General features: G+C 67.1%; 17 protein-coding genes. 9 read left to right on the top strand and 8 right to left on the bottom strand.

Features of this window, described 5'->3' with window-relative positions; genetic code table 11:
- Window positions 1-332: 332 nt before the first annotated feature.
- The 3 genes from BGO47_RS12250 to BGO47_RS12240 form a co-directional block, all read right to left on the bottom strand.
- A complete protein-coding gene (locus BGO47_RS12250) occupies window positions 333-512 on the bottom strand; it encodes a LysE family transporter (protein WP_005050722.1) in 180 nt (59 codons plus the stop codon).
- A gap of 319 nt (window positions 513-831) precedes the next feature.
- Window positions 832-1032: a hypothetical protein gene (locus BGO47_RS12245; RefSeq protein WP_292712313.1), complete on the bottom strand. Its 201-nt coding sequence runs from the start codon at window positions 1030-1032 to the stop codon at window positions 832-834.
- Between the two features lie 20 nt (window positions 1033-1052).
- The gene (locus tag BGO47_RS12240) at window positions 1053-1487 is read right to left on the bottom strand and encodes a hypothetical protein (protein WP_101305219.1); all 435 of its coding nucleotides are present in this window, start codon (window positions 1485-1487) and stop codon (window positions 1053-1055) included.
- Window positions 1488-1969: 482 nt separating this feature from the next.
- Between BGO47_RS12240 and BGO47_RS12235 the strand changes: the two genes are divergently transcribed.
- The 4 genes from BGO47_RS12235 to BGO47_RS12220 all read left to right on the top strand — a co-directional run bounded on the left by BGO47_RS12235 (window position 1970) and on the right by BGO47_RS12220 (window position 6827).
- Entirely contained in the window at window positions 1970-2881 is a 912-nt protein-coding gene (locus BGO47_RS12235) for an alpha/beta hydrolase (RefSeq protein WP_194384093.1), read from the top strand.
- A gap of 41 nt (window positions 2882-2922) precedes the next feature.
- A complete protein-coding gene (locus BGO47_RS12230; RefSeq protein WP_194384092.1) occupies window positions 2923-4536 on the top strand; it encodes an NAD(P)/FAD-dependent oxidoreductase in 1614 nt (537 codons plus the stop codon).
- 50 nt (window positions 4537-4586) lie between these two features.
- Entirely contained in the window at window positions 4587-5042 is a 456-nt protein-coding gene (locus tag BGO47_RS12225) for a hotdog domain-containing protein (RefSeq protein ID WP_228179554.1), read from the top strand.
- Window positions 5043-5111: 69 nt separating this feature from the next.
- A complete protein-coding gene (locus BGO47_RS12220; RefSeq protein WP_135950163.1) occupies window positions 5112-6827 on the top strand; it encodes a helix-turn-helix domain-containing protein in 1716 nt (571 codons plus the stop codon).
- Between the two features lie 82 nt (window positions 6828-6909).
- Here the strand turns inward: BGO47_RS12220 and BGO47_RS12215 are convergent, their stop codons facing one another.
- On the bottom strand, window positions 6910-8280 hold the full coding sequence (locus BGO47_RS12215) for an NAD-dependent succinate-semialdehyde dehydrogenase (protein ID WP_135950162.1): 1371 nt from the start codon (window positions 8278-8280) through the stop codon (window positions 6910-6912).
- Window positions 8281-8492: 212 nt separating this feature from the next.
- On the opposite strand from BGO47_RS12215, the gene BGO47_RS12210 reads away from it, so the two are divergent.
- Together BGO47_RS12210 and BGO47_RS12205 are read left to right on the top strand one after the other, a co-directional pair.
- Window positions 8493-9245, top strand: a complete 753-nt coding sequence (locus tag BGO47_RS12210; protein ID WP_135950161.1) for an enoyl-CoA hydratase/isomerase family protein — start codon at window positions 8493-8495, stop codon at window positions 9243-9245.
- Window positions 9242-10090 carry a 3-hydroxyacyl-CoA dehydrogenase family protein gene (locus BGO47_RS12205; RefSeq protein ID WP_005054991.1) on the top strand — a complete coding sequence of 283 codons (849 nt, stop codon included), beginning with the start codon at window positions 9242-9244 and terminating at the stop codon, window positions 10088-10090. Before BGO47_RS12210 ends, BGO47_RS12205 begins: the two co-directional genes overlap by 4 nt.
- 28 nt (window positions 10091-10118) lie before the next feature.
- Here the strand turns inward: BGO47_RS12205 and BGO47_RS12200 are convergent, their stop codons facing one another.
- From BGO47_RS12200 to BGO47_RS12185, 4 genes are all read right to left on the bottom strand, one after another.
- On the bottom strand, window positions 10119-11141 hold the full coding sequence (locus BGO47_RS12200; protein ID WP_228179553.1) for an alcohol dehydrogenase: 1023 nt from the start codon (window positions 11139-11141) through the stop codon (window positions 10119-10121).
- 281 nt (window positions 11142-11422) lie between these two features.
- Complete coding sequence (locus tag BGO47_RS12195) at window positions 11423-12829, bottom strand: IS1380 family transposase (protein ID WP_135950160.1); 1407 nt, start codon at window positions 12827-12829, stop codon at window positions 11423-11425.
- Window positions 12830-12950: 121 nt separating this feature from the next.
- The gene (locus BGO47_RS12190) at window positions 12951-13850 is read right to left on the bottom strand and encodes a LysR substrate-binding domain-containing protein (protein ID WP_135950159.1); all 900 of its coding nucleotides are present in this window, start codon (window positions 13848-13850) and stop codon (window positions 12951-12953) included.
- 96 nt (window positions 13851-13946) lie between these two features.
- The gene (locus BGO47_RS12185; protein ID WP_135950158.1) at window positions 13947-14702 is read right to left on the bottom strand and encodes a glucose 1-dehydrogenase; all 756 of its coding nucleotides are present in this window, start codon (window positions 14700-14702) and stop codon (window positions 13947-13949) included.
- Window positions 14703-14853: 151 nt separating this feature from the next.
- Between BGO47_RS12185 and BGO47_RS12180 the strand changes: the two genes are divergently transcribed.
- The 3 genes from BGO47_RS12180 to BGO47_RS12170 are packed head-to-tail and all read left to right on the top strand — an operon-like array spanning window position 14854 to window position 18588.
- The gene (locus tag BGO47_RS12180) at window positions 14854-16176 is read left to right on the top strand and encodes a CoA transferase (RefSeq protein ID WP_228179441.1); all 1323 of its coding nucleotides are present in this window, start codon (window positions 14854-14856) and stop codon (window positions 16174-16176) included.
- 3 nt (window positions 16177-16179) lie between these two features.
- Window positions 16180-17382, top strand: coding sequence for an acyl-CoA dehydrogenase family protein (locus tag BGO47_RS12175; RefSeq protein ID WP_194384091.1), 1203 nt, complete (start codon window positions 16180-16182; stop codon window positions 17380-17382).
- 30 nt (window positions 17383-17412) lie between these two features.
- Window positions 17413-18588, top strand: coding sequence for a thiolase family protein (locus BGO47_RS12170; protein ID WP_005055005.1), 1176 nt, complete (start codon window positions 17413-17415; stop codon window positions 18586-18588).
- Window positions 18589-18981 lie beyond the last annotated feature (393 nt).

The raw sequence follows: 18981 nt of genomic DNA, 5'->3' as shown, positions 1-18981 counted from the left end.
TCAATCCCTTCAGAAAGGGTCATTCGTACTCGTCGAGCTTCCGGAGGACGGTCTATCTGAGCGGCGTCTCACGGAGGTCCTGCAGCATGATCGCCCGGTTCAGGGGCGAGATGCATTGCGGGACCTCTCTGGCCAGCGTGACCGCCACTGCGCCGAGCGGGGTGCCGGATCCATGTGAGTCGCGTCGACACGAATCCGGAGATTGTGCCGGCGCCCAGCACGATGAGGGAGTTGACGATCATCCTGACGATGATCTGAACTCCGCCGAGAACGAATCCCTGAGCGGTCGTGTTTCCCTGCCCGTGATCTATGAACTGCGGGATGATCGCGAGTTACATGACAGCGGCCTTGGGGTTGAGCAGGTTGGTGACGAGCCCCATCCGGAACAGCTTCGACCGGGAGTCGCGCGCGTGGGATTGTGTCTCGAATAGCCCGTTGCCGCCGGGGCGCAGGGTTGCGGACGCCAGCCACGCGAGATAGAGCACTCCAGCGGCTGTCCCGGTCCAGCTCACCTTGACAGGGCTCTCAGGGGTGAGTGCTCGACCGGACGATCCCCCGCGGACTCGCCATGGAGCCACGGCCAAGGAATGCGGAGATCGAGGACGCCGGTCGCGCTGAGCAACACCGGGATGAGGAGAAGAGTGAGCCGCCCCGTCGGCGATCGCCCTCGCCTCTGAACGGCGCGGCTGCTCACTCGTTAACACACTCTAGGTCGATCTGCCTGCCGCAAGCGGGCATCTGAGTTGAGTCGGACCAACTGTAGGAAAATGCCATTTCGCGTGGAATCCTGGCCCTGAAACCGTTGCCAACTACCGTGGAATCGCGAGGGGTTCATGCCATCTCGAGCGGGAACCCACACGTCGTCGAGGTCGTCGTTGCAGTGAGCTTCCGATGGTCGGCGACATGCGCGGGTTCGTCGCGGGGGCCTTCGATCTCGAACCCGCAGACACCGCAGCTATGCAGCCCGATGCCGTCGACGTCGTCCGAGGGGATGTACATCGTGGTGGGCTCTTCGCACATCAAGCAGCGCATGGTGTCTCCGTTCGTGATTGTCAGGTGATCGGTTGGACGGTGGCGGAGTATCCGCGGTGGGAGCCCCAGGCCGCGGCGATGCGGTCGGCAATGTCGCGGTCCTCGCCGAGGTATGGCCGGTATCTCTTGCCGCGAGGGTCGGTGATCACGACCTGGACGACGCCGGCGGGCTCGCGCACGGTGACCCTGGCGGCGGGGATCGGATATGCCTGGACGCGACCGGCGATGATGAAAGTCGGGTACAGGTCGCGTGCGAGCTCCGGGGCACGGAACACGTCGTGAACCCACGCCGTGATGGCGAGCGCGCCGGCGGGGCTGAACCCGATGAGGCGGGCGGGGAGTTGCTCGAGCCCGGCGCGGACGAAGTAGTGCTCGTCGACGAGGATCGGCGTCGGCGGGAGCAGGGTTTGCTCGTCGTGGGCGGGGTAGATGGTGAGGCTGGTGCGGCTGTTCATGAGGCGCTCGTTCATGCGGTGCGGCGGATGCCGGCGGCGATGATGTGGGCCTTGGTGGGCCGGGAGTAGAAGCCGAAGCTGTCGTCGTCGTCGGAAGCGGAGACGGTGGCGGTGAGTAGATCTTCGCCGTCCGGCGTGTGCTGCCGTCGCTCTCCGTGGAGATGGAATCCCGGCTGTCGGTCTCGTCCTGGCGACGGTCTTCACGCAGAGCGGCTGGGTCGGAGCAATGGCGGTGACCGCCGCGACTCTCGTCGTGGCGGCGCTGATCGTCTGGCACCGTGCCCGATCCGGTCTCGTTCGTGCGCTGGATCCTGATCATGCCGTGCGCCGGAGCCGATCTCTGTCGTGGTCACCGGGCAACCCGGGTGAGCTGTTCCAAATCGGCACAGCGCTGTGGCGGAATCCTCCCTGAGAGTAGAGCTCATCCACCGAGTGGTCGCCTCGTTCCTGCAGGCGCCGAGCATCAACGAAGGAGTTATGCGATGTCCTCGTCATCCACCGCGACCGCAGTCGTCCCGAGCGCCCTGCGTGATCTGTATCTGGGCTGGTCCGAGCTCATGGCCACTCACGAGCTGGACATGCGGCTGTTCCGCAGCATCTTCGATGAATGGCATCAGCCGACCATCGAACCGGAAGATGTCACCTACAAGGAGGAGACGGTCGGCGGCGTGCCCGGCATCTGGGCGTTCCCGGCCGGAGCCGATCGCTCCAAGGTCCTCCTCTACACGCACGGCGGCGGGTTCGCCGTCGGCTCTGCGGCCAGCCACCGGAAGCTCGCCGCGCACGTCGCGAAGGCGGCCGGGGTAACAGCGTTCGTGCTGGACTACCGTCGCGCGCCCGAGCACCCGCACCCCGCCCAGGTAGACGACGGGGTCGCGGCGTTCGAGGCCCTGCTGGAGCGGGGGGTCCACCCCGAGGACGTCACCACGATCGGCGACTCGGCGGGAGGCAATCTCGCCATCGCCATCCCGTTGGCGTTGAAGGCGAAGGGGCGGCCGCTGCCCGGGCACGTCATCGCGTTCTCCCCGTGGCTGGACATGGAGAACCGCGGCGCGACGCTGGTCACCAACGATGCGACCGACGCGCTGATCTCCGTGCCGCTCCTGGAGGGCATGATCGCCGGCGTGCTGGGGGCGACCACCAGCCCGTCGGCGCCGCTCGCGAACCCGCTCTACGCGGATTTCACCGGGTTCCCCCCGCTGTACGTCAACGCCGGTTCGGTCGAGTCGTTGGTCGACAATGCCATCCGCGTGGCAGAGCGCGCCAAGGGCGCCGGCGTTGACGTCACCCTGCATGTCGCCGAAGGACAGCAGCACGTCTACCCGTTCCTGGCTGGCCGCGACGCGGACGTCGACGCGGAGCTTGCGGCGATCGGCCAGTGGCTTCGCCACTGACCTGCAACACACCCCCGCTTATTCAACGAAGGAGTTGCACCATGACATCCACACAGACCACGGACTTCGACGCGATCGTCGTCGGCGCCGGTTTCGGCGGCATCTACCAGCTGCACACCCTGCGCGACAAGCTCGGCCTGCGCGTCCGCGGCTTCGAGAAGGGCGCCGGCATCGGAGGCACCTGGTACTGGAACCGGTATCCCGGCGCCATGTCCGACACGGAGAGCCCCTTCTACCGATACTCGTTCGATGACGAACTGCTGCAGGAGTGGGACTGGGCGCGAAAGTACATCGACCAGCCCGACATCCTCCGCTACCTTGAGACCGTCGTCGACCGGTACGACCTCCGCAAGGACTTCCGGCTGAACACCGAAGTCACGTCGATCGTCTTCGACGAAGCCACCAACACCTGGACGGTCGGCACCTCCGCCGGAGAGTCCTTCACGGCCCGATACGTGGTGACGGCGCTGGGACTGCTCGCAGCAACCAACATCCCCGACATCCCCGGGATCGACTCGTTTGAAGGCCGCCTCGTGCACACCGCGGAGTGGCCGGACGACCTGTCGATCGAGGGCAAGCGGGTGGGCGTCATCGGCACCGGCTCGACCGGAACCCAGTTCATCGTCGCCGCAGCCAAGCAGGTGTCGCACCTGACCGTGTTCCAGCGTTCCGCGCAATACAGCGTCCCCTCTGGCAACGGACCGGTCGAGCCGGGAGAGGTGGAGAACTACAAGTCCCGGTTCCCGGAGATCTGGGAGCAGGTCCGCAACTCGGGCGTCGCGTTCGGGTTCGAGGAGTCCACCGTCGCGGCCACCGATGTCGACGAGGCCGAGCGGGAGCGCGTGTTCCAGGCGGCATGGGACCGAGGCAACGGATTCTATTTCATGTTCGGCACGTTCAACGACATCGCTATCAACCCGGAGTCGAACGAGGCAGCCGCTGCGTTCATCCGCCGCAAGATCGCTGAGACGGTCAAGGATCCGGAGACGGCGCGATTGCTCACCCCGACCCAGCCGTATGCGAAGCGGCCGCTGTGCAACCAGGGCTACTACGACGTGTACAACCAGGACAACGTGAAGCTGGTGTCGATCAAGGAGAACCCGATCGTCGAGATCACCCCGCGAGGCGTGAAGACCGCGGACGGCGTGGAGCACGAGCTGGATGTGCTCGTGCTGGCTACCGGGTTCGACGCGGTCGACGGCAACTACCGCCGCATCGACATCCGCGGGCGCGGAGGGGTGAGCGTCGACGAGCACTGGGCCGACGCCCCGACCAGCTTCCTCGGCATCATGACGGCCGGATTCCCGAACATGTTCATGATCCTCGGCCCCAACGGGCCGTTCACCAACCTGGTGCCCAGCATCGAGGCGCAGGTCGAGTTCATCACGACCCTGGTCACCGAGGCGGAGCGGAGAGGCGGGCTCATCGAGGTGTCGCAGCAGGTCGAGGACGAATGGACCGAGACCTGCACGACGATCGCGAACTACACGCTGTTCCCCAAGACCGACTCGTGGATCTTCGGGGCGAACATCCCCGGCAAGAAGCACGCCGTGATGTTCTACCTCGGCGGCCTAGGCGCCTACCGCGGCCTCCTCTCGGAGATCCAGGCGAAGGACTTCGAAGGATTCAGCATCGGACAGCCCGTCCCGGCCTGATCGACGGTAACCGTAGGCCGGGAGTGTGCTTCCCGGCCTACGGTCGTCCTATGAGCGACTCCATGTCAGCAGACGTCACATTCCGGTCACGCCGCTGGGTCCGTCCCGAGGACCTGAACGCGCACGGCACCCTGTTCGGCGGCAGCCTGCTGCGCTGGATCGATGAAGAGGCCGCGATCTACGCCATCATCCAGCTCGGAAACTCCCGGGCGGTCACCAAGTACATCTCCGAGATCGACTTCGTCAGTTCCGCGCGACAAGGCGATCTGATCGAGATGGGACTGCGCGCCACCGCGTTCGGGCGCACCTCCCTCACGATGCGCGCCGAGGTGCGCAACATGATCACTCGTGAACGCATTCTCACGATCGAGAAGATCGTCTTCGTCGGCCTCGATGACCACGGCCAGCCCATTCCTCACGGCTACACCGACATCACCTACGAACGCGACCGGCTTCCCCACCACCATGGACTCATGCGCACAGAGGATAGATCCACAGCGGATTAGGTATTGGCGGGTTCCAATAGGGAGGCGGATACTGGGTGTGACCACTTGCAGTGACGCGAGGTCCCAGCTATGTCCATCGACACCTATTCCGCCGCGAGCGTGCGGCAGGCTCGTGAACGCCTTCTCGAAGCTGGCGTCGGCGCGCACGGTCTCACTCCCCGAACACTGAACGTCCCCCCGGTGATCGAGCGCAGTTGGCGTCGCTCGATCACCACCGGTGGCGGCTGCGATCCGACTGCGACTCCTGCTTACCACCCGTTCTCCGAACTGGCGGGACGCTTCCAGGACACCGCTGAGACCGTCCTGGCGCGATGGGCGGAATCACTCGCTGACATGCGTGTCGCGCTGCTGGTCAGCGACCGATCCGGACGGATCCTCGCCCGAAAGGTAGGCGACCCGAGCCACGCGAGACGGCTCGACAAGGTGTCCGCCGCCGAAGGATTCGAATTCTCGGAGTCCGCGCTGGGCACGAACGGACTCGGAACGGCGATGGAGGAAAGATCCGCAGTGTTCGTGCGCGGCGCCGAGCACGTCAACGACCGGCTGCAGACCCTAGCCTGCGCCGGCGCCCCCATCCACGACCCCCTCTCGCAGCGTGTCATCGGCTCGCTCGCCCTCGCCTCTCCAGTCGGGGCATCCCATCCCGCGATGCTCGCGATCGCGAAGCAGGCCGCTCGTGACCTCCAGGACGCGCTCCTGAACACCGCACCGCTGGAGTTGCAGGCGCTGCTGGCCCGGTTCGCGGGCGGCACCGCCGGCCACCGCGTGCTGGCCATCGGTCGAGGAGGCGTGCTCGCCTCGACGGGCGCGTTGCCGATGCTCTCGGCCGAGCGGCACGTGACGCTGTGGGACGAGTTGCAGGCTCACCATTGGCAGGGGGATGTCGCATCCGTCCTGCTCGCGGGTCGGCCGAGCACTGCCCGCCGCATCGTGAATCGGGCAGGCGAGAGCATCTACCTCGTTGAACTGCCCGAGGACGAGCCGACCGCAGCGCCGGAACCCACCCGACTCTCCCGCCTTGCCGCGCACCTCGACGTGCTCGGTCGCACCAGCGGGTGCATCGCGATCCACGGTCCCCGCGACAGCGGGAAGACGCTTCTCGCCCAGCTCTGGCTGCGCGAACGCGACCGCCACGACCCGGTCGTCATCGACGCCCCGGCGCTTCGGGAACCGGGGGCCGTGGTCACGGCGGTGCAGGCGCTGAGCACAGGCACGTCGGTGGTCGTCCGCAGCGTCGAGTCTTTGACCGACGCTGACTTCCCGGTCCTGCAGCAATTGGCCGGCGCGGCAGATCCCGTCCGGTCCGCCCGGGTGGTGTTCTGTGTCGCAGACGACCTGACTGGCGTCGTCTTCAGTTTCCTGGGCCGCCTGGGGCCGCGACTCGACCTCCCAGCGCTGCGCGATGACCCAGACCGTGTCATCGGCCTGGCCGTGAGACTCGCTCAGGAGCACTCGGTGACACTGAGCCCTGCTCTGCTGCAGGCGCTTTCCCGGTGGGACTGGCCTGGTGGCGCCTCGGAGCTGCGGGTTCTGATTGCCGCGATGGTGGCGTACCGCCCCGTCGGCACCGTCCTGGACGTCGACCTTCTGCCCGTCGAGATGCGCACACGTGCCCGCCAGCTGCGCGGCATCGCCGCATCCGAGTACCGGGCGATCGATGCGGCGCTGCGGGAGGCGGACGGAAACCGTTCGCGTGCAGCGGAGATCCTCGGTATCGGGCGCACGACGCTGTACCGGAAACTGCGCGCGTACGGTCTCGACGGGCAGAACACCCTGATCTCCTGAAAACAGCGCCCCCGCCTGCCGACCAGGGAGGCCTGGATTCGCAGTTGCGTACTCGGCGCGGCGGAGGCGTTACGCGGGGATATCAGGCGGGGGTTCGGATGAGCTTCTTGTTCGCGAACTCGTCCATGCCGTACCGGGCGAGCTCGCGTCCGATGCCGGAGCGCTTCACGCCGCCGAAGGGGAGGTCCGGTGCGCTGCGGCTGGTGCTGTTGATCCACACCATCCCGACCTCCAGTTCGCGGGCGATCTGCGCGGCCGCCAGAGGGTCCTGCGTGAAGACGCTGCTGGACAGCCCGAAGGGCGATTCGTTGGCCAGGGCGACCGCGGCCTGCGGGGAGGGCACCCGGTACACGACCGCGGTCGGTCCGAACAGCTCCTCCTCGTAGGCTCGCATCGGCGGGGTGACCCCGGTGAGCACGCTGGGCGGGTAGAAGGCGCCCTCTCGGCGTGCACCGGGGGCGATGTGCAGGGTGGCGCCCTTGGCGACCGCGTCCTCGACGAGCTCCTCGAGCTCCTTGCCGGCATCCGCGGACGCCAGCGGGCCGAGGAACGTGTCGGGGTCCGTGGGGTCGTCGGGGGTGATCTTCGTGATCGCGTCGATGAACTTCCGGGAGAACTCGTCGTAGACGGCATCCACGACGATGAACCGCTTGGATGCCGTGCACGCCTGGCCGCCGTTGGCGATGCGGCCGCGCACGCCGGCTGCCACGGCCGCGTCGACGTCAGCATCCTCCAGGACGATGAACGGGTCCGAGCCGCCCAGCTCGAGGACGACCTTCTTCATATGCCTGCCGGCCACCTCGCCGACAGCCGAGCCCGCCTTCTCGGAGCCGGTCAGCGACACCCCTTGCACGCGCGGGTCGGCGATGATGCCGGCGATCTGGCGGCTGTCTACGAACGCGTTGATGTACGCGTCGGCCGGAAGCCCGGCATCGTGGAGCACGCGTTCGATGGCGAGGGCGGACTGCGGGCAGTTGCGGGCGTGTTTGAGGATGATCGTGTTGCCCAGTGCGAGGTTGGGGGCGACAAACCGGGCCACCTGGTAGTACGGGTAGTTCCACGGCATGATCCCCAACAGCGGCCCGATCGGCTCGGTGCGGACGAGCGCTTCCCCTCCGCCGACGATGTCGAGGGTCTCGTCGGTGAGAAACGCTTCGGCGTGGTCGGCGTAGTACTGGTAGATCGAGGCGACCAGCTCGACTTCCCCGCGGGCCTGCGTGACGGGTTTGCCGACCTCGAGGGTCAGCAGCGCGCTCAGTTCATCGATGCGGTCCCGGTGCAGTTGCGCCGCGCGTGCCAGGATCCCCGTCCGTTCGGCGAGCGGCAGCTCCCGGTACCTGCGGTAGGCCGTGTGCGAGCGGGCGACGATGTCGGCCACGTCCGCATCGCCGATCACGGGGTACTCGGCGACCGTCTGGCCGGTGGCTGGGTTGATGGTCCGGTATGCACCCATCGTGGTCTCCTCGCTTCATTGCTGTCGTGCGTCTCTCGGGCCACGCCCGCCCAGATCGGCGGTCGTCTGGCGCGGTACTGCCCACTCAGCCTGTCGCGCCGTGGCCGAGTTCGTCCAATACCGATCCCGGCCGAGATTGATGACGATGGCGCATCAGATGTACGTGGATCGGGTATTGGACGCGCATTGATCGGTGATGGGAGGCTGGGACGGTGACCACTCTGATACTCCGCGAGGGCGCGGACCGGCTTCACGTCGAACTGAACCGTCCTGACGTGCGAAACGCGATCAACGACGACATGGTCGACGAACTTCACGCGGTATGCACGAGCCTGGAGCGAGAGCCCCGCATCCTGATTCTCACCGGAACCTCCACGCCCGAACGGGGTGTGTTCGCGGCTGGCGCAGACATCCGGCAGCTGCTCGAGCGCGGCCGCGACGAAGCGCTGGCCGGCATCAACTCCGGGCTGTTCACCCGTATCGCGCGGCTGCCTATGCCGGTGATCGCCGCGGTCGACGGGTTCGCGATCGGGGGCGGTGCGGAACTCGCGTACGCGGCCGACATCCGGATCGCGTCCACCCGCGCCGTGTTCGGCAACCCCGAGACGGCGATCGGAATCCTGGCCGCGGCCGGGGCGACCTGGCGGCTCGCCGAGCTGGTGGGGGAGCCGCTGGCCAAGGAGATCCTGTTCACGGGGCGCCGGCTGGACGCCGAGGAGGCGCTGCGGTGTGGGTTGGTGGCCTCGGTGCATGAACCCGACCAGTTAGCGGCCGCGGCGGATACCGTCGCCGATCGGATCGCTGGCCAGGATCCGCTCGCCCTCCGCCTCTCGAAGCGCGTGCTCGCTGCGCCGCGGGACGCCCACCCCCTTGTCGACGAACTCGCGCAGGCGATCCTGTTCGAGTCGGACGCCAAGACGCAGCTGATGACCCGATTCCTCAACCGTTCTCAGGAGACCCGATGATCACTGTTCCCTCCACCGTCGGCGTGATCGGGGGCGGCCGCATGGGCGCCGGTATCGCGCAAGTGTTCGCTCAGGCGGGCGCCCAGGTCACCGTGATCGAACGTGACCCGGCGGCGGCGGGCGCGGCCGCCGCGCGGTTGGCCGATGGGATCCGCAAGGCCGCGGAGCGGGATGCCTCGGTCGACGTCGACGCAATCGCCGGCCGCGTCGCGGCCAGCGCCGACTACGAGGCGCTGCGGAATGCCGAGCTCGTGATCGAAGCTGTCCCAGAGACATTCGCACTCAAGGTCGAGGCGATGCAGAGAGCAGAGGGGATCGTGGAGGAGTCGGCGTGGCTGGCCACGAATACCTCATCGTTGTCGGTGACAAGGCTCGCGGCGCAGCTGGCGAGGCCGGAGCGCGTGTGCGGACTGCACTTCTTCAATCCGGTGCCGCCCTCGTCACTCGTCGAGATCGTGCTGACGCCGTCGACCGACCCGGACCTGCGGCAACGGGCGGAGCAGTGGGTGACATCGCTGGGGAAGACCCCGATCGTCGTCAACGACGCGCCCGGCTTCGCGAGCTCCCGCCTGGGCGCGGCAATCGCGCTGGAAGCGATGCGGATGCTCGAAGAGGGGGTGGCCAGCGCTGAGGACATCGACACGGCGATGGTGCTGGGATACCGTCACGCGACAGGTCCGTTGCGCACCTCCGATCTTGTCGGGCTGGACGTGCGTCTCGGGATCGCCGAATACCTCTATGAGACGCTCGGCGAGCGGTTCGCCCCGCCGCAGATCCTCCGCGACAAGGTCGCGGCCGGGGAGCTGGGACGCAAGACGGGACGCGGCTTCTTCGACTACGCGTGAGTCGTGGCCGGCTGGACGCCCGGCGCGGTCACGCGCTGAGCACGATCCGGCCGGGCACGCCGCCCGCGGCGAGCCGGTCCAGCGCATCCTGCACCGCCGTCGCAGACAACTCCCCGTCGATGATCGGGAGATGCGGGAGCGCGCCGCGCCGCGCGAGCCCGACGAGCTCCTCGAGCTCGCCGAGGGACCCGACGAAGCTTCCGCGGATGGTGATGATCTTCAGAGTGAGCAACGCGGTGGGGATGACCAGCTCTCCGCCGAACAGCCCGACCTGAACCATCGTTCCGCCCTTGCGGAGCGCGGCGAACGCAGCGGGAGCTGTTGTGGAGTTGTTGACGAAGTCCACGATCGCCGCGACCGGCCCACCGGCGCCGGCGACGATGGCGGCGGCAAGGTCTTCCTGGCGGGCGGAGATCGTCGTGGTCGCTCCGAGCTGCCGCGCCAGTTCCAGATTGCGCTCCTGCAGGTCCACCGCGAGGACTGCTTCGTGGCCGAGCGCGCGCAGCGTGGCGATCGCCATCAACCCGACACCGCCGGCGCCTATCACCACGACCGGATCGGATGCGGTGGCCGGAAGGGCCTTGCGCGCGGCACTGTAGGCGGTCAGGCCGGAGCAGGCGAGAGTTGCGGCCCACCGCTCTTCGATCCCGGTGACGTCGAGGAGGTAACGGGGGTGCGGGACGAGGATAAACTCGGCATACCCGCCGTGGCGGGCGACGCCGAGGTTACGGGGCGAGGGGCACAGGTTCTCGTGACCTGCCTGGCATGCGTCGCAGGAGCCGTCGCCGATCCATGGGTAGACAAGGCGATGCTCACCCGGCGAGACCCCGTCGGCGTCGGGGCCGGCCGCTTCGACGACGCCGACGACCTCATGGCCGAGGACAAGCGGGTAGGTGACGCCCCGGTCGATCAGATTCAGACGCCCCCGGCTGCCGAGATCGTAGTACCCCTCACGCAGGTGCATGTCGGTGTGGCACACCCCGGACCGAACCACGCGCAGGAGGATTTCGGTGCCTTCGGGGGTCGGGGTCGGCAATTCCACATCGGTCACCGTGTGATCGTCTTGGAAGATCGCGAATGCGTGCATGGTTGTCCTCGCCGTTGATATACGCACAGTGGACTCCACGCTTCCACTTCGTTCTGATTCTCTCCAATACCAAATGGCAGGCGGATTGATACCTGGCGACCCTTAGCCTCGATCCACCGATGAGCCGTGGGTGTGCCGGGGCGGCATGATCGGGGCGCGGTGACGCGTCGAGGGCAGGGTTGAGTTCCGGGCGTCGCATCCCGGTCGTCCACTTGGTCCTCGGTCGTGCCGCGTTGCGGCGATGGTCAGGTGGTCACCGTTGGCGGTGGCGCGTGCGTGGCTGTGAAGAGCCGGTCGAACGCGGTCTGCCATGGCCAGGCCTCGGGCAGGTGCAGCGTGATTCGGCGCGCGGAGCGCGCCAGCCGTGCGGGGACGTGGATCAGGGTGCGGCGGATCGTCGCGGTCGTTGCTCTCGCGAGCCGTCCCGCTCGGTCGGCGACGAGACCGGCAGCGCGGGTGAGGTTGAATGCGATCACGGCGATGACGAGCCAGGCGCTGTTCGCGGTGAACACCCCGGAGGGCAGGTGCGCGAGCGGCCCCGCTTTGAGGTCGGCGTGGACCTGCTCGATGATCGCGTGACCGCGGTGGGTCTTGTCCGCGGCCACCGTGTCCATCACCTCCTTCGCTGTGGTGGTGAAGAACGCGTGATGCCGGTAGACGTCGAACAGGGTCGGCTGCTCCACCTGTCTCGGGTTCAGATCGGGGATGCGCCGCACCACCAACCGTCCGGCGACCTGTTCCGCCTTCTTCCTCGAGCGGAACGCGGTGAACGGGACCTCGGCGACCTCGGCTTTGGAGATCAGCTGCCCGGTGGTCTCGTCACGGATCGCGTCGGTGTACTCGATCATCTCCCACGCATCATCCGGGATGGTCGCGATCGCGGCCTTCACCGCCGGGTCCATCCTCACGGTCACCGACACGTCGGCGCCCGCCTTGATCGCGGTGCCGACGGTCGCGTGTCCGTAGAACGCGGAGTCCGCCCGCAGCAACGGCCTGGCCCCGGTCGCGGCGCGGGTGCGGCGCAGGGTGGCGAGAGCATCGCCGACGATCCGCGCGGCCCCCTTCGGGGACCCGGTCTTCCCCTGCCGCAACCGCTGGGCCAGGATCACCGGCGCCGACGAGGTGGTCGATGCCGTGGCGAGGAGGGCGTTCAGCCCCCGGACGCCGGAGTACCCGAAACCGGCGCCCTGCTTCTGGTATCCGTGGACCTCGATGATGGTGTCGTCCAGATCCACCATCACCCGCTCGCCATCGCCTGCTCGGAGCAGCGGCGCGTCGACAGCGAGATTCGCGAACACCCGGGAGGCGACGGCGTCGAGCTGGCGGACGTGTCCGAACCGGAACTCCCGCAGGAACGACCCGAGCGTCGACGGCGCATACGTCCGGTCGAACAACCGGCCCATTCCGCCATGGCGGAGCAGGTTCATGTCGTCGATCGAGTCCGCCCCGGCGAGCATGCCCGCGACCAGTGCCATCACCTTCGCACCCGCGTTGGCGCCCTTATCCGTCGGGACGCTCAACCGCTCACGCGCGAGCTCGTCCAACCCCGCGGAACGCGCCAGGCGGAGCATCGGCACCAGCCCCGCGGCCGACACGAGATTCGGATCATCGAACACCGCAGACACTGCGGCGGGGGCGTGCTTGAATTGCATCTACGAGATGCCTCTCCGACCAGACGAACAGAACCCTAAGCAAGCTCTATTCTTCCTGATCAGAGGGGCATTTCTACGTCACGACGCTCGCTCAACGCCCCGTCCATCGGTGGATCGAGGCTTAGTCCTGCGGCGTCGGGAGGACGGATTCGGACAACCGGAGCACGGCGTGCAAGGCACGGTCGTCGCTGTCGCGCAGCCACGCCATCCGCAGCTCGACAGGTGCGACGTCGTCGGTCAGGCGCAGGAAGCGCAAGTGCGGGTCGGCGATGCTGTCGATCACCGAGGACAGGGTCAATGAGCAGCCGATCTCGGCGGAGACGAGGGACATCAGCGTCCACGAGTCCGGTGCGTGCTGGACGACATCGGCGTTGAACCCGGCGGCTCTACTCATCTGTCGCAGCCGCTCCAGCAGCAACGTGCCGGTCTGCGGTTGGAGCGACACGAACGGCTCACCCTCGAACTGCGCGATCGACACGGCACCGGCGTCGGCTAGACGGTGGGTCTCCGGGACGGCGATGACGAGTTCCTCGACAGCGATCACGCGGGTGCGCACGGCGGCGGGAATGTGGTCCCACCTGCCGAGGGCGATGTCGATGTCGCCGCGGGTGAGCAGCTGCATCGCCGGTTGGGCGAAGTGCTGACTGAGCAGCTCGAGGTGGATGCCTGGGTGGTTCTGGTTGACTGCTCGGGCGAGCAATCCGACCATCACGTTGGAGGACGCACCCGCGTACGCCAGACGGACGTGACCGATCTCGCCCGTCCCGGCTGCGCGGGCGACCCTGCTCACCCGGTCCAGCGCGTCCAGGACCTCCTGGGCGGGGGCGACGAGGGCCTCGCCCACCGAGGTCAGCGTTACCTTGCGGGTGCTCCGCTCGAACAGCCGCGCACCCAACTCCCGCTCCAGCTGCTGGATGCCGCGGCTGATCGGCGGCTGCGCCATATGCAGGCGCTCGGCTGCCCGTCCGAAGTGCAGTTCCTCGGCGACGGCGAGGAAGGTGCGCAGCTGCTGCAGATCCATCCAGGGATTATTGCATAATCCGTACCGATGGAAGGTGGATTGGCATACAAGTCTGGATGAGTCGGCCGGGGTCGCGCAGACCCCGGCCGACCGAGATCACTGCGCGGTATAGCCGCCATCCACGACATACTCGGCGCCGGTGACGAAGGAAGCCTCGTCCGAGGCGAGGAAGAGTACGACGTTCGAGACTTCCTCGGGCTGGCCGGGCCGGTCGAGGATCGTCGTGGACAGCACGGCTTTCGTCGACTCCGGCGTCGCCAGCAGCCCCGTGGTCATGGGGGTGGCGATGACACCGGGATGCACAGAGTTCACCCGGATGCCGTACTTGGCCAGGTCCACCGCGCTGGCCTTGGTCAGCAGCCGGACGGCGCCCTTTGACGCCTCGTACGCGGCGGCGCTCGGTGCGCCGATGATGCCGTAGATCGACGAGATGTTCACGATCGATCCCCCGCCTGCGCGGACCAGAGCAGGCACCGCGGCCTTGGTGCCGAGGAAGACACCCTTGGCGTTGATGCGGAAGATGAGGTCCCACTCCTCCTCTGTGGTCTCCTCGACGGGCTTGAGGATGAGCACCCCCGCGTTGTTGACCAGAATGTCGAGCCGGCCGAAACGCTGCTCGGCTTCTGCCACGATCTCGTCCCACCTCGCCGCGATCGCGACATCCTGCTCCAGCCCCACGACCGTCCCGCCGTCACGGTTCGCTTCGGCGACGGTGTGCTCGAGCCCGGCCGAGTCGACGTCGGTGGCGAGGACGCTCGCCCCTTCCTGGGCGAGGCGGCGCACATGTGCGCGCCCCATCCCGTTCGCCGCGCCGGTGACGATCGCGACCTTGCCTGCAAGCCTGCTACCCATGGGTTCTCCTTAGCCTCATTGCTGATCACGCCCAGGCGCGGGCCGCTCCCGGCCCCATCGCCTCGACACCACCAGGGTGGCGTCGAAATGGGGAGCCTCGAGTGTGCCGTTCTGGAACAGCCCTCGTTTCATGAGATTAGAGCATCAATACGTGCCTGATCAGGTATTGGACGGACATAAACGGCTGCTGGGAGTCTGGACGAACACGACGACTGAGGTGTTCCCGATGATGAAGAGCTCGCTCCCGGATGGCCGGACGGTGCAGGACGTGGCCGGTGGTCCTTTCGAGGGTCTCCTGGTCGCGGATTTCGGCCGGGTACTCGCTGGCCCCTACTGCACGATGCTGCTCGCGGACCTCGGGGCGACGGTCATCAAGGTGGAGAGTCCGCTAGGGGACGAGACACGCAGCTACCGGCCACCGGAGTACCGAGGCGAGTCGACCTACTTCCTCTCCATTAACAGGAACAAGCAGTCTGTGGTGCTGGACTTCCGCAACCCCGATGACCTTGTCCTCGCACAGCGTCTCGCGGCCCGAGCCGATGTGGTCACAGAGAACTTCAAACCCGGCGGGCTCCGGCGATTCGGCTTGGACTACGAGTCCGTCAAGCGGGAGAACCCCAGTGTGATCTATGCGTCGATCACCGGCTTCGGTACCGCGGGAGGCGCGGGGCTCGCCGGCTACGACCTGCTCGCACAGGCGCTGTCTGGACTGATGAGCGTGACCGGCGCGCCGAACACGGAAGGGTTCCGCGCGGGCGTCGCGGTGTTCGATGTGATCACCGGGTTGCACACGTGCATCGCGATCACCTCCGCCCTTTACCACCGACAGCGCTCGGGAGAGGGACAGCACGTCGAACTGAACCTGCTGTCCTCCGCATTGTCGGGCATGGTCAACCAGACCGGCGGGTTTCTGCTGAGCGGGCAGTCTCCGACCCGGATGGGCAATGACCACCCCAGTATCTACCCCTACGCACCGTTTCGCACCCATGACGGGGAACTGGTGCTCGCGATCGGCAACGACGCGCAGTTCGCTACGTTCTGCGACGCCATCGGGCTGCCGCAGCTGGCCGCAGACACTCGCTTCGCGTCCAACGCAGACCGCAGCGCGCACCGAGACGCCCTGCGCCCGCTGCTGACAGCGCGGCTGGTCACCAAGACCGCATGGGAGTGGTTCGACATCTTCAGCCCGTTGCAGGTCCCGTGTGCGCCGGTCCTGGATGTCCGTGGAGGCGTCGAGTTCGCTGCGAAGATCGGCCTGGAGCCCAGCGTCGCGGCCGGCACCGGCGACCACGCGGTGCCCACCATTCGCAACCCCATAACGTTCTCCCGCACCCCCGCGAGTTACCGCGCCGCGCCTCCTGCACTCGACCAGGATGGCGAGGCGGTCCGACGGTGGCTGCAAGTCGCGGAAGACGATGAAGACCACGTCGGCGATCGGGTTACCGTCCCGGCGATTCGGAAAGAGGGACGCTGAGAGATGACGATCACGAAGGCGGCACATCCGGTGGATACGGACTTTTATCAGATCGGTGATCTTCTCGGCGACGACGACCGCAATCTCATCACACGTGTGCGCGGATTCGTGGATTCCGAGGTCCTGCCAGTTATCAACGAGTACTGGGAGTTAGCGGACTTCCCTTACCAGATCCTCCCCGCACTGGGCGAGCTGGGAATCGTGGGCACCGCGATCCAGGGCTACGGCTGTCCGGGACTGACCCGACTGCAGACCGGCCTCGTCGCGATGGAACTGTCTCGTGGAGACGGGAGTGTGAACACGCTCAATGCCGTGCACTCGGGACTTGCGATGGGCAGCATCGCGTTGCTCGGCGACGACGAGCAGAAGCAGCGCTGGCTGCCCGAAATGGCAGCCCTCCGCAAGCTCGGCGCGTTCGCGCTGACCGAGCCCGATCACGGCTCCGACTCCGTCGCCCTGGAGACCACTGCCCGCCGCGACGGGAGCGCGTATGTCATAGACGGTGCCAAACGGTGGATCGGGCTCGGACACGTTGCGGACCTCGTCATCATCTGGGCCCGCGACACAGCGGATGCCAAAGTGAAGGCATTCGTGCTCGAGAAAGGCGCTGACGGACAGTATCCCGAGGGGTACTCTGCGGAGGCGATCACCGGGAAGATCGCTAAGCGCGCGATCCAGCAGGCGCACATCGAGATCTCCGGACTGAGGATCCCTGCCGGGAACAAGCTGGCGAAGTCGACCTCATTCCGTGACGTCTCCGCGATCCTCAACCGCACCCGCAGCGCCGTCGCGTGGGAGGCGCTCGGGCACGCTCTCGCCGCGTACGAGGCAGCGGCGGTCTACGTCCAGGAACGTGTCCAGTTCGGCAAGCCCATCGCCAGCTTCCAGCTGGTGCAGAACAAGCTGGCCAACATGCTCGCCGATCTCACCGCGATGCAGTTGCTCTGCTTCCGCACAGCCACTCTGCAGGATGAAGGGCGACTGACGAACGAACAGGCCTCGCTCGCGAAGATGTTCACCGGCCAGCACGCGCGTGCACTCTGCCGGGATGCCCGCGACCTCCTCGGCGGCAACGGACTCCTTCTGGAGAACCACGTCGCCCGCCACCTCACCGACATGGAAGTCGTCCACACATATGAGGGGACCGACTTCATCCAGTCGCTCATCATCGGCCGCCAGATCACCGGAATATCGGCGTTCGCCTGACCCTCGGCCGACCACGGAAGGGAGCCCGCCATGACCGCGAGCTTTGTCTACGATGCTGTCCGCACCCCCTTCGGGCGGGCGGGTGGCGCGCTCAGCGGCATCCGGCCCGACGATCTCGCCGCAGTCGTCATGAAGGCGACCGTCGCGCGCATGGGCCTCGACCCCGCGCGCATCGATGACGTGATCTTCGGCGATGCGAACCAAGCAGGAGAGGACAACCGCGACGTCGCCCGTTTCGGGGCGCTGCTGGCAGGCTTCCCCACCAGTGTCACCGGCGTGACCGTCAACCGACTCTGCTCGTCGTCGCTGGAAGCGGTGATCCAGGCCGCCCGCGCTGTCGAGACCGGCGACGCCGGTCTCGTGCTCGCCGGCGGAGTGGAGTCGATGAGCCGGGCGCCGTTCATCGTGGAGAAGTCGCCGAGGCCGTGGCCGGCGGTCGGTAACCAGACACTGTGGAACACCTCCATCGGGTGGCGGATGACCAACCCGAAGCTGCCGAAGCAGTGGACCATCTCCAATGGAGAATCGGCGGAGAAGATCGCCCGAGAGTGGGGAATCTCCCGAGATGCCCAGGACGAGTTCGCCGTGCGCTCTCACCGGCTGGCAGCTAAAGCGTGGGCTGACGGGGTCTACGATGGCGAGATCGTGCACGTGCCAGGGGCCGACCTGGCACGCGACGAGGGCATCCGGGACGACACTTCCGTGGACAAGCTCGCCGGGCTTACTCCGCTGTTCGCGCGCGACGGCGAAGGCACCGTCACCGCCGGCAACTCCTCGCCGATCAACGACGGCGCTTCCGCCGTTCTGATCGCCGCGGAGGGTGCGCTGCCCGGCGAGCCACTCGCGCGGATTGCGGGACGCGGGGCGCATGGCGTCGATCCGCATCTGTTCCCGATCGCGCCGATCGAGGCGGCGAACAAGGCGCTCGCACGCGCCGGCCGGTCCTGGGCCGATGTCGACGTGGTCGAGCTCAACGAGGCGTTCGCTTCACAGTCGCTCGCATGCGTCGCCGGGTGGCCTGAACTTGATCCTGAGCGGGTCAACATCCACGGCGGAGCGCTGGCCATCGGCCATCCGCTGGGCGCTTCGGGGGGCCGCATTCTCGGGCATGCCGCGCATGAGCTTGCGCGACGCGGAGGCGGCGTCGCCGTCGTGGCGATCTGCATCGGCGTGGGTCAAGGCCTCGCCGTCGTGCTGGAACGGTGACAGTGAGACCGCGAGCATCCGTTCGTGGTGGGGTCATTGGCAGTCCCAGAGTCAACCGAAGCTTCAGCATTCCCCTCCGACGTTCTTCCTCGACGGTGAGATGCTCGAGCTCGGCCAGCTGCAGTGACCTCCAGCGCTCTCGCCGCCGTGACAGGGCCGCGTCCGTTTGAGTGGTGGTCTTTCGCTTCGTTGCGATGATCAGCTGTCGTTAGTTTAGGCGGCGGTGATCTCGGGGAGTATCACCGCCTCGTCGATGGTGGGGGCTTCGTTGCGATGATCAGCTGTCGTTAGTTTAGGCGGCGGTGATCTCGGGGAGTATCACCGCCTCGTCGATGGTGGGGAGTTTAGGCGGCGGTGATCTCGGGGAGTATCACCGCCTCGTCGATGGTGGGG

The sequence above is a fragment of the Microbacterium sp. 67-17 genome (assembly GCF_001898325.1).
Taxonomy (GTDB): domain Bacteria; phylum Actinomycetota; class Actinomycetes; order Actinomycetales; family Microbacteriaceae; genus Microbacterium; species Microbacterium schleiferi.
Note: the sequence above shows the minus strand (reverse complement) of the source record. Positions and strands in the feature narration are given on the sequence as shown.